The sequence below is a fragment of the Phormidesmis sp. 146-12 genome, assembly GCF_052939495.1.
In genome coordinates this window covers 15,849-27,182 of the sequence record NZ_JBJPHS010000048.1, presented here as the reverse complement: position 1 = coordinate 27,182, position 11,334 = coordinate 15,849, and the positions used below count along the sequence as shown (strand labels likewise).

Below are 11,334 nucleotides of genomic sequence, written 5' to 3'. Positions count from 1 at the left end.
GATTTGAAGTGTTTTATCGAATCCGAAGTTATTGAACTGAGACTTGCTACATTTCAAAAATCGACTGAGCCAACTGTTGAAAAATTTCATCTACCTGTCCACCTGTCTTTGCTGAGGTCGGATAAGCGCCCACAATGTGGGATTGTTCAGCAAATTGGTGTAGCTGTAGAAGTCTAGTCAGCGTGTCAGCCTCAATCAAATCAGACTTATTCAAAGCCACGACGATCGCGCCTTGAGGATTGACCATGAGAAACTGTTGAATATGTTGAGTCAAATGCTCTAGAGTTTCTTCGCGCGTCACATCAGCCACAATGATTGCTCCCTTTGCGCCTTGGAGATAGGTAGGTGCGATCGCCTTAAATCGAGTATTTCCTTCAATGTCCCAAATCAAAAGCTGTAGGTCTTGGGCAGGAAACTCGATTGTTTTACGAGAAATTTTGACCCCAACCGTTGAAAGATACCGATCGCTAAACTGACGATCGACAAAACGACGAATCAGACTCGTTTTACCCACCCCAAAATCACCGACAAGGCAGATCTTTTTAGAAATCGTAGTCATGACTGGTTGATTTTCACCGTTTGACTGAATCAGTGTAGCTTGATGCGTCAACATTATTGTTCTCTCTGTGCTGTGAGATTCGTCATTGGGGTTGCTTCCAACACTACACACCGACCTAACCAGGCTGGCTGGGTCGCGTCAACGCCCGGTGGAGGCTCGATCGTGCCCGCAATTTGTAGACGATGCGGATCAATGCCCAGACCAATCAGCGCTTTCTGGACGGACTGAGCGCGTTTTAGAGCCAGGGACTGATCGGCGATCGCATTCCCACTCGGTTGACTGTGCCCAATGATGTGCAAACGAGTCTTTGCTTGCTGCTTGAGAAATGCGTGAACTTGAGGGATTTTTTTCCTCAAATCATCTGGGTTTAACGTGGTCGAACCAGACGAAAAGTAGAATCGAGTTTCCAGACGATCGGGCTGCACCTGCACTGTATTAGAAACCGACTTGACTCCTGGAATTCTCGCAAAGGCTTGAGTGATCACGGCGGCATCTGCACCCTGGCTAATGGTTCCCTCGATCGTGACCTGATTTGCGAGATACTGGGTCGAAATGGCAATGCCAGCGATTTTATTGAAACTTGCCGCCACTCGCTTGACCTCTGCTGACGTGAGCATGGGATCAGGGGGCACTTCGACGGCCAGAATTTGATTCTCGATCGACCACTCTTTAGGTGTAACTTGGCTGACAACTTGTTCGGCTTTTTGGCGTAATGCCAGGTTGGGCACCTGTCCGAGCAGTTTGAGTTTGCCAGAATTGACTTCAGTATTGAGACGATAGACCGCTAATTCTGGAGTTGATAACAATGCTGTGGTGGCTGTCTGTGCAATCTGACGATGAACGCCATCGCGATACTGAAAAAACTCAAAAGGAATCACAATTAGACTCACAACAGTCAATCCAACCATCAACAGAGGAGAAGCCCCTTTTTTGACTGCTACTGACTTTTCTGCATGGGTATCTCTCAGCGCTTCTAATGTTGTATTCACGACTGCGGGGACTGCATCAGGATTGCCATCAAACTGCTCGATCGCCCCTCCCTGATCTTGAATTAAATGACTGAGCGTTCTTCTGACAGTGGGCATGAATGAGTTGGGAGGCTCACCGCGCACGACGATCGCTAGATAACAGTGTCCCGCTACTTCAAGGAGAATTTTGGAGGCACCATAGTCAATTTCATTGAGTTCTGAAACGCCGATCGATTGCACAATACAGTCATTAGCAAAGCTACGAATTGCAGTCAGCATCCCGGCGATCATGTCAGACTCTAGGCGCTCGCTGTCGGTGCGTTGAATATCAGCAATCACAAGTCCAGACATTTTTTGAATCAGAAACACTGCCTGCACTGTGAAAGGCATCGCCTCTCGCAAAATTAGCTCTGCTTCAGAAACTCCCTGCATTTTGGCGCGAATTTTTCGCTTGATCCCATCTACGCTTAAGGTGTCTTCGACCTGTTGATTAATAGCTCGAACTGTTTCCGCAAGGTATTTAGAAATGGTGCCGCCAATGATTGGATACAGCGCATCGACAACAGAATCTTGTTCAATTTCGATTTGCTTTTTGAGTGCTTTACCAATCGTAGGTGCGATCGCTGTGGACATCTCTTCGGGAGCATTTGCGATCTGTTGAGTGATTGCTGAAGGAATCGCTGGAGCTAACGCCGTCCCTATGCTGGTTTGATTTTCTGCAACCCGCTCTTCGATCACACGATCGATGATTGGCGACAATGCCTGAATGACTTCTGCCTGAGATTGGACAACGGTACGGTTCAAAAGTTCCGCAACCCAGGGAATGAGTAGATCCAGGAGTTCTGAGGGTTCGTTTTGATGCGATCGGGCTGATTCGCTCAACACAATTTTCTGTTGCTCAAGTGTCACAGAGTCATTGAGGCGATCGAAATCAAACGACAGTTGTTCATCTTGTAAATGGGGAGACGTTTCAATGGATGATTCAAGATTGGAGTTAATAAAAGTGTCTGTACTGTCTTCTTTAGCTTTTGCTTCGATAACTTCTTCAATAACTTCAACTTCTTCAATAACTTCTTCAATAACTTCTTCAATAACTTCTTCGATAACTTCCGCTTCTGTAATGTCGCTATGAGCAGCTATGGAGTGTGTTTGAGATGAATCAATGATCTTGAGGTCAACCAGTAGACTGAGCAGGCGATCGACTTGCAGCGCTTCATCCTGAGTTAGTGCCGATTCAGGGGTAGAATCTTTTGCCTGAGTCATGTTTGTCTTTCTCCTTGACCAAGCTCCTCATTACGCTTGAGGCAGAAAATTGCAACACGCGCAAGTAGGGCGACGATGATTAGACAAACTGGGGCACGGTTGTTGCACCCCAGCTATCTATTTCTGCCGTGTACACACACGTTGATCGATCTGTCATTGCTGAGATCCTTCGCCCCCTAAATCCCCCAAAAATGGGGGACTTTGAGCCGTCGTCATGGCTTTGAACTTTGGAAATCTTTCCTTGGTCAAAGTCCCCCAGACTGGGGGATTTAGGGGGCTGAAGCCGCCTGAAACAAAGCGACAACGACTTGTGTGTACACGGTAGGCTATTTATTTGAAGGCTTTAATGATGAGTTAACTCTTCTGCAAGTTTGCGCGTGGCTAAAAGAGGAACATGTTCTTCTCTATTGCCATTGCCGTTAGCAACTTCTCGCAGTTTGGGGATAAACTCGGTGCCCTTTAAGCGCATTCCTAATTCAAACAGCGTTTCTGCAATGTCGTCTTTAGAAACCTTGGTTTCTCGCAGTTGTGAAAAGCGGCGATCGAGTTCTTCTAGCACCAGATCTCTCAGGGCACCCACATCGTCTTGAAGTTTGGCTTTAGATTCGACTAACTCACTGCGAATTGAGGAAGTATGAGCATCGATCGCTTCGTCCAAGATTTGCACACTATTAGAGAATTTTTTGTTGAGCCGATCGACTTGTTGACGCAGATCAATACATTCTTCTTGAGTGGATGAATTGTATGATTTCAGTTTTTTCTCTAGAGACTCAACACTAGCCTTGAGTTCTAATGAAAAGCCGGACTTGACTTGCTCAATGCGATCGCGCATCTCTTGTTGCAGCATTGAAATGTCCGATTCAACTTTACCGAGTCGGTTGTCGTATTCGCGTAGCTGTGTCCCAAAAATGATGTCTCGAATCTGGTCAATGTTGCCGAGCTTTTCCCGCACTTCGTCCTTTGTGATATCACTCATCGTCTTACCTTCACGTTGTGAGAACTGATTGTTTTGACCGGGGATGTTGCGCTCAAATCAGCAAACCGGATCACTGATCAGTACGCCTGTATGCCAGAATCTACTGAGAAATTAAGTCATACAGCCTCTACTGTTCCCTTTCTTTATGAAGAAGTAGCACGTTGCCCGTACTTTCTTTTACCGTGATTCTACTGAGGTTTGGTAGAGCGATCGAGCGCTCTCTGTCAAGTGATTTTAAAGAACGTGCAATTTCAATTGAGTGTGTGACATTCAAGCTTGCCGTAGTCCTTCAAGAAGTTTTTCAAGCTCGGCTTTAATCTGTTGGTGTTCTACTTCCAGTTGCAAAACTTTTTCGATAGACTTTTCTACAGACTCGGTTTGCGCTACGATTTCTAGCTCTCGACAAAGGCGAGAAAAGCGAGTTGCACCCAGAGCAGTACTGCTAAGTTTGAGGATGCCTGCAACCTTACGAACCTCTTGAGTATCGTCAAGTTCGATCGCCAGACGAATCACCTGTAACCGTTCACAAAACTCAGACAAATAATGACGAGCAAAATCTGAAAGCACGATCGCAGCCTTGTCTCCGCTCATCTGTTTGAGAAATTGAAAAATCGTCAGGTCGAGGGTGGGCAAATCTGAATGTGGAGCGCTGAGGTTAGTTGTAGAAAGGTCTGATTGAGCGGGCTGTGGAGTTGCCTGTTGACTAAATAGATATTTGCTAAAAGCTGCAACCAATTCAACTGGTCGAAGTGGCTTACAAAGATAATCATTCATGCCTGCTTTGAAACAAAGGTGACGATCGCCAAGTGTAGTATCTCCAGTCAAAGCAATAATCCAGGGGCGATGAGATGTCCACTCTTGGCGAATCAGTTGAGTGGTTTCTAATCCGTTCACTTCTGGTATTTGCACATCCATCAAAACCACATCATAAACATGCCGCCGGAGAGCCTCTAGCGCTTCTAAACCCTGTTCTGCAATATCTGCTTGGTAGCCCATCTGTAATAGAAATCGCAATGCAATTTTCTGGTTAAATGGATTGTCTTCTACTAAAAGAACTCTTAATGGTAAAGGTTTAGACTTCTCTAAAGTGGCGAGGTCAACGTCTATTGAATGATTCATAAGGCAGCAAGCACACTGAACTTTTGAAAATTGATATCTGTCGAGCGCGATCGACCCACAAAATCATTCGCACTCAACAGTTCAATCCTAGAAATCCCTTGTGACAAACTTGTGAAAAAAGCAGAGACACTGGAAGACATTGGACGTTGGATGGATAAAGCAGTCTCTACTGTCTCCGGTCTACCGTCTCCGGTCTACTGTCCTACTTTAGTTTGGATTCCAGATGGTCTGTTAATTCGCCTTGATCGAGGGAATCTTAGAGCCAATTAAACTCTCTCGATAACCGGATCGTATGTGGGCAAAGCTAGGAAAAGCATTATGGCAGTGGCGCGGGGTCTTGATTACTGCACCCACTGTCGCAGGAGTTTTGATGGGATTGCGCCTGACGGGTGTTTTACAGTCCCTTGAGTTGGCAGCACTTGATCAGTTCTTTCTGCTGCGTCCTGCGGAAGCGATCGACCCTCGAATTGCGATCGTAGGCATTACAGAAGCCGATGTGCAAAAGCTGGGTAAGTGGCCGATGTCAGATGCGGTGTTGACAAAACTATTGAAGACCATCAAGCAGCAACAACCTAAAGCGATCGGACTTGATCTTTATCGAGATTTGCCTGTTCAGCCTGGATATTCTGATCTGGTTAAAGTGTTTAATTCAACGCCCAATTTAATAGGAATTCAGAAAATCGTCGGCGGCGGAACGGGATTTGCAGTCAATCCTCCCCCTGTCTTGAGCAAACTGGGACAAGTAAGTGCTAATGATTTGATTGTGGATACCGATGGCAAAGTGCGGCGTGCATTACTCTCAGTCAAAGATCAACAGGGACAAACGATCGGTGGACTGGGAGCGGCGATCGCACTCACTTATCTTGACACTCAAGGCATCAAACCTGAGATGCTCGATGCAGACAACAATCGTCTCAAGCTAGGAAAAGCCATTTTTGAACCGTTTCAGAAAGATGATGGGGGCTATGTGCAGACCGATGCAGGCGGCTATCAGATCTTGTCTAACTTTCGCAATCTGAGAGAAGGCTTTGCCACCATTTCGATGACAGATGTGTTGGAAGGTCGGATGCCTGCTGAGTTTGCGCGCGATCGCATTGTCTTGATTGGCGTGACCGCAGCAAGCTTGGGTGATACGTTGTTGACTCCTTATAGTAGTGGACTGGGGAATCGATCGCTGAAGGCGGTGAGTGGCGTGACAATTCATGCAGATGTGGCGAGTCAGCTTGTCAGTGCTGCAATAGATGGGCGCAACCAGCTTCGAGTCTGGTCTGACCCGGTGGAGTTTGGCTGGGTGGCGGTGTGGTCGATCGTGGGGGCAACGATTAGCTGGGGGCTGCGTCATCAGGGCAGTACGGTTAAGCAAGCGAGTCGTCGATTGACCCAAAAGCTGCCGTTAAATTTAGTCAGCATTGTTTTGTTGGGGAGCGGCTTGGTTGGAGGCAGTTTTCTAGCGTTTTTGCAAGGCTGGTGGATTCCGGTGGTGCCGCCTTTGTTAGGAATGGTGGGGTCGGCGGTGGTGGTTACGGGCTATGTGGCGAGTACGGCGGCGGGAATGCGTCAAACCTTTGGTCGCTACCTTACAGATGAAGTCGTTGCCAGCCTGTTGGAGTCGCCTGAAGGTCTCAAGCTAGGCGGCGAGCGGCGCAAAGTAACGATTATGATGTCCGATTTGAGAGGGTTTTCTGCGATATCAGAACGAGTCTCGCCAGAAACTGCTGTTGCATTCATCAATCTGTATCTAGAATCGATGACGCAGGTGATTAACGAGTATAAGGGCACCATTAACGAAATCATGGGCGATGGTATTTTCGTCATGTTTGGCGCTCCCGTTCAGCGAGAGGATGATGTTCAGCGATCGATTGCCTGTGCGATCGCGATGCAGTTAGCGTTGGAGAGTGTCAATCAAAAGATCATCGAAATGAATTTACCTGCTCTAGAAATGGGCATTGGCATCAATACAGGTGAAGTGCTTGCTGGCAATATTGGATCTCATCGTCGTGCTAAATATACCGTTGTGGGTAGCCATGTGAATCTGACGGCTCGGATTGAGTCTTATAGTGTGGGCGGACAGATTCTAATTTCAAAAGATACGCTTAAAGAAGTGGCTCCTATTGTGCGGGTCGATGGACAGATGCAGGTTCAGATGAAGGGCATTCAAGACCCCATTAGCCTTTATGAAATTGGTGGAATTGGCGGCGAGTTTAATCTATTTCTACCCAAAGAAGAAGCCGTAACCCTGACTCCTTTGCGTCAAACGATTCCATTGCAATATCGAATTGTGGAAGGAAAACACTTGTCTGAAACGTTCTATCAGGCGACGATCGTTAAGCTCTCTACGCATACTGCCGTTGTTTACTCTAAGCATTCGGTAGAGGTGTTAAAAAATCTGCAAATCAATCTGTTGGCAGGCAGTAGTAAGGCTAGAGGATTGGGTGATGTCTATGCCAAAGTGGTTGAGGTGCCAGCCGACAATTCTCACCATTTTTGCATTCGATTTACTGCGATGCCTCCAGAGGTTGCGGCGTTACTTTATTATTTGCGGCAGGAGGGGGATGAGGGATAAGGGGTTGTCTTCGCCACGCTTTGCGAGAGGGATGAGGAATGAGGGACGTTATGCCAAATCAATTTGTCAACTGCTGCAAGAGGTACCCTAGGGAACTCACAAGATTGGGAGGGATGCGATACACTGACATCTCAAACCGATTTTGTAAGGGGAAAAGATGATGGGGGAACGCCCAACGACAACCAAAACGGACACCAAGATAGACGAGAAGTCACCGAAAAAAGACTCGTCGATCGTACTCAACAACAAAGTTACATCACTCACGATCGCCAACCCACCCAAAACCTGGACGATCGAAGACAGCGAAGAACTTTATCGGATTAAAGGTTGGGGCGATCCGTATTTTTCGATTAATGCGGCGGGTCATGTGACGGTCTCACCCAAGGGCGATCGGGGCGGTTCGTTGGACTTGTTTGAGTTGGTGAATGCGCTGAAAAACCGGAATTTAGGGTTGCCTTTGTTGATTCGTTTTTCAGACATTTTAGAAGATCGAATTGAGCGATTGAATGCAGCATTTTCGAGGGCGATCGCTCGTTACAATTATGCGGGCGTTTATAAGGGCGTTTTTCCGACGAAGTGTAATCAACAGCGTCATTTGATCGAGGATTTGGTTCGGTTTGGTCAACCGCATCAGTTTGGGTTGGAAGCCGGATCAAAACCAGAATTGATGATCGCTTTAGCATCACTCAAAACACCAGGTGCGTTACTGATCTGCAACGGATATAAGGATCGAGAATACATAGAAACGGCAATGCTGGCGAGACGATTAGGACAAACACCGATTATCGTTTTAGAACAAGTCGAAGAAGTGGAATTAGCGATCGAGTCCAGCAAACGTTTGGGCGTGCAGCCGATTTTGGGCGTGCGGGCAAAACTGAGTGCAAAAGGAATTGGCCGCTGGGGAACGTCGGCGGGCGATCGGGCAAAGTTTGGCTTAACCATTCCTGAAATCATTCGGGCGGTCGAACAACTGCGTGACGCAAACATGTTGGATTCGCTGCAACTGCTGCATTTTCACATCGGTTCCCAAATCTCTGCTATCAGCGTCATTAAGGATGCCCTACGTGAAGCGGGTCAGATTTATGTCGAACTGGTAAAACTCGGCGCAAACATGCAGTATTTTGACTGTGGTGGCGGTCTGGGTGTGGATTATGACGGCTCTCAAACTAACTTTCACGCCTCCAAAAACTACAACACTCAAAACTACGCCAACGATGTCGTCGCTGCGATCAAAGATGCCTGTACGGGTGCCAAGATTCCGGTGCCGACGCTGGTGAGTGAAAGTGGACGTGCGATCGCTTCTCACCAATCCGTTCTCGTTTTTGACGTTTTGGGCACGAGTGAAGTCCCTTCTGACACGCCAGAACCCTTGCAGGAAAACGAACACCTGGTGATTCGCAATCTCTATGAAACCTATAGCTCGATCGCGTCCGAAAACTTTCAAGAGGCCTATCACGATGCAACCCAGTTTAAAGAAGAGGCGGTAAGTTTGTTTGGGTTTGGCTATTTGAGTTTGCCAGAACGGGCACGAGCCGAGCGATTGTATTGGGCTTGTTGTCATAAGATTTTGGCGATCGCGCGTCAACTTGATTATGTCCCCGATGACTTAGAAGACCTGGAAAAGATCATGGCATCGATGTATTACATGAATCTTTCCGTGTTTCAATCTGCGCCAGATGCCTGGGCGATCGATCAACTCTTTCCGATCATGCCAATTCACCGCCTGGATGAGGAGCCAACCCAACGCGCAACGCTGTCTGATTTGACCTGTGACAGTGATGGCAAAATTGATCAATTTATCGATCTGCGCGATGTCAAGTCGGTATTGGAGTTGCACAAACTAAAGCCAGGTGAGTCTTACTATCTAGGGATGTTCCTCAACGGAGCCTATCAAGAGATTATGGGCAACTTGCACAATTTGTTTGGCGACACCAACACGGTACATATTCAACTCACGCCCAAGGGATATCAAATTGAACATGTCGTGCGAGGCGACACGATGAAGGAGGTGTTGGGCTATGTGCAGTATGACGCGGAGGATATGATTGAGAGCATTCGCCGCCAAACTGAGCAAGCGCTAGAGGAACACCGAATCACGCTAGAGGAGTCTCAGCTTCTACTCCAAAACTATGAGCGCAGTTTGAGCGGCTATACCTATCTGTCGCCCTAATTTTACGTGAATTCGACAAAGGTTTTCCGCTTCGTTACTCAACGCTTCTGCCCCCCAACCCCCCAATTCTGGGGGACTTTCGGGCAAGATTTCTCGTTCAAAGTCCCCAAATTTTGGGGGATTTAGGGGGCAGAAGCCGAATTAAACGAAGCGAAACCGCGAGAATTACAGGTTGTTTAATTCACGATCCTAAGCAATTTCGACTTAATCCTCTCAGTTCCAATCTGACAGCTAATTCTCTCCTAAAATGGAGCTATTCATCAATCAGCACAGAAGGAGCGCTCTCTACCAATCCTCATCGCTGCGCAGCCGTGTGGCTTTATCGCTCATCTCAAAAGGTGAAACAGATACCCAACTGTTCAAGGTAAAATGAGATAGCGCAGACACTCAAGGTTAAGGCTATGACCGTTCGACAACCTCGCTACAGTAAAGAGGAGTTTGCTCAAAGAGGAGACGAAATCTATGAGTCCCAGGTACGCTCTCAAGTTGAAGAAAGCAACGAGGGGAAGATTGTCGCGATCGACATCGAAACCGGAGACTTTGAAGTGGATGCTCGTGAAATTGCTGCCTGCGATCGCCTCGAAACTCGGCATCCTGATGCTCAAATCTGGATTGTTCGCATTGGTTCCCGCCATGTTCGTCGATTTGGCGGACGTACCCAGAAATCTCTATGATTGTGGGAATTGTCAATGCGGAGTTTGAAGCGATTATTTCACTGTCAGTCTATGGCTTTAGTGGAGAAGTTCATGCCCAAGATGCGATCGTAGACACAGGTTTTAACGGTTGGCTTTCACTCCCCTCAGATTTGATTGCCCAGTTAGATCTGAAGTGGAAAAGGCGAGGACGAGCCATTCTTGGAGATGGGAGTGAATGTGTTTTCAATGTTTACGAAGCAATTATTGTTTGGGATAAAGTCCTTCTAACAATTCCAGTTGATGAAGCTGATTCGGAACCACTGGTGGGAATGTTGCTTATGGAAGGCTACCAGCTAACGATGCAAGTGTTTGAAGGAGGTCATGTTGAACTCTACAAAGTTAAAACAGTCTGACAAGTGCGCTGCACACCAACCTTATTGAGCACTTTTGCGGAGTCTGAGAAGATACAGCCTCTTCACTGCTTACTGTCACTAAAGAAGTTGATTTGTTTGGGTGAGCCGATTGCTCACTTCTCCAATGGTATAGAACAATATTGTAGAATTAAGTCCTCTGCAAACCTGAGAAGAATTCAAGGAGAATCAGCATGTCTGGTCAAATTGAAGAGATTTTTAACTTTCTCAAACTGTCCGATCGCCTCGCCACAGCAGGTCAGCCCACCGAAGCACAGTTTCCGGCGATCGCTCAGGCGGGTTATCAAGTAGTGATCAACTTAGCGGTGCCTGAATCCACCAACGCGATTGCCCATGAACCTGCGATCGTACAATCGTTAGGAATGGAATATGTTCACATTCCAGTGATTTGGACTGAGCCAACTTTGGATGACCTCGATCGCTTCTTTACGATTCTGAATACGAACGCTGAAAAACCCATCTTTGTCCACTGTGCGATGAATATGAGAGTGTCAGCTTTTATGTATCTTTATCGTCGCATTAATGATCATATGAGCCACGAAGCTGCATCACAAGATTTATACCAAATTTGGACTCCGAATGATGATTGGCAGGAATTTATACAACAGGCGATCGAACACTATCAAGCCCAAAATTTGAACCAGTAATTT

10 protein-coding genes are annotated in these 11,334 nt (G+C 46.9%); 6 read left to right on the top strand and 4 right to left on the bottom strand.

Going from position 1 to position 11,334, the window contains the following annotated elements:
* Positions 1–46: 46 nt before the first annotated feature.
* From ACKFKF_RS19550 to ACKFKF_RS19535, 4 genes are all read right to left on the bottom strand, one after another.
* Entirely contained in the window at positions 47–613 is a 567-nt protein-coding gene (locus ACKFKF_RS19550; RefSeq protein ID WP_446869239.1) for a Rab family GTPase, read from the bottom strand.
* Positions 613–2,790, bottom strand: a complete 2,178-nt coding sequence (locus ACKFKF_RS19545) for a BON domain-containing protein (RefSeq protein ID WP_446869238.1) — start codon at positions 2,788–2,790, stop codon at positions 613–615. Before ACKFKF_RS19545 ends, ACKFKF_RS19550 begins: the two co-directional genes overlap by 1 nt.
* 343 nt (positions 2,791–3,133) lie before the next feature.
* Positions 3,134–3,766, bottom strand: coding sequence for a hypothetical protein (locus ACKFKF_RS19540; protein WP_446869236.1), 633 nt, complete (start codon positions 3,764–3,766; stop codon positions 3,134–3,136).
* Between the two features lie 270 nt (positions 3,767–4,036).
* Positions 4,037–4,885, bottom strand: coding sequence for a response regulator (locus ACKFKF_RS19535; protein WP_446869235.1), 849 nt, complete (start codon positions 4,883–4,885; stop codon positions 4,037–4,039).
* A 111-nt stretch (positions 4,886–4,996) separates the two neighbouring features.
* Between ACKFKF_RS19535 and ACKFKF_RS19530 the strand changes: the two genes are divergently transcribed.
* The 6 genes from ACKFKF_RS19530 to ACKFKF_RS19505 all read left to right on the top strand — a co-directional run bounded on the left by ACKFKF_RS19530 (position 4,997) and on the right by ACKFKF_RS19505 (position 11,331).
* Positions 4,997–5,155 (top strand): hypothetical protein, encoded by a 159-nt coding sequence (locus ACKFKF_RS19530; protein ID WP_446869234.1) that lies wholly within the window; start codon positions 4,997–4,999, stop codon positions 5,153–5,155.
* A gap of 22 nt (positions 5,156–5,177) precedes the next feature.
* Positions 5,178–7,448: a CHASE2 domain-containing protein gene (locus ACKFKF_RS19525; RefSeq protein ID WP_446869233.1), complete on the top strand. Its 2,271-nt coding sequence runs from the start codon at positions 5,178–5,180 to the stop codon at positions 7,446–7,448.
* A gap of 160 nt (positions 7,449–7,608) precedes the next feature.
* Entirely contained in the window at positions 7,609–9,618 is a 2,010-nt protein-coding gene (gene speA, locus ACKFKF_RS19520; RefSeq protein ID WP_446869232.1) for a biosynthetic arginine decarboxylase, read from the top strand.
* A 401-nt stretch (positions 9,619–10,019) separates the two neighbouring features.
* Positions 10,020–10,292 (top strand): hypothetical protein, encoded by a 273-nt coding sequence (locus ACKFKF_RS19515; protein WP_446869231.1) that lies wholly within the window; start codon positions 10,020–10,022, stop codon positions 10,290–10,292.
* A complete protein-coding gene (locus tag ACKFKF_RS19510; protein ID WP_446859982.1) occupies positions 10,289–10,666 on the top strand; it encodes a clan AA aspartic protease in 378 nt (125 codons plus the stop codon). Before ACKFKF_RS19515 ends, ACKFKF_RS19510 begins: the two co-directional genes overlap by 4 nt.
* 191 nt (positions 10,667–10,857) lie before the next feature.
* Positions 10,858–11,331 carry a protein tyrosine phosphatase family protein gene (locus ACKFKF_RS19505; protein WP_446869230.1) on the top strand — a complete coding sequence of 158 codons (474 nt, stop codon included), beginning with the start codon at positions 10,858–10,860 and terminating at the stop codon, positions 11,329–11,331.
* Positions 11,332–11,334: the final 3 nt, after the last annotated feature.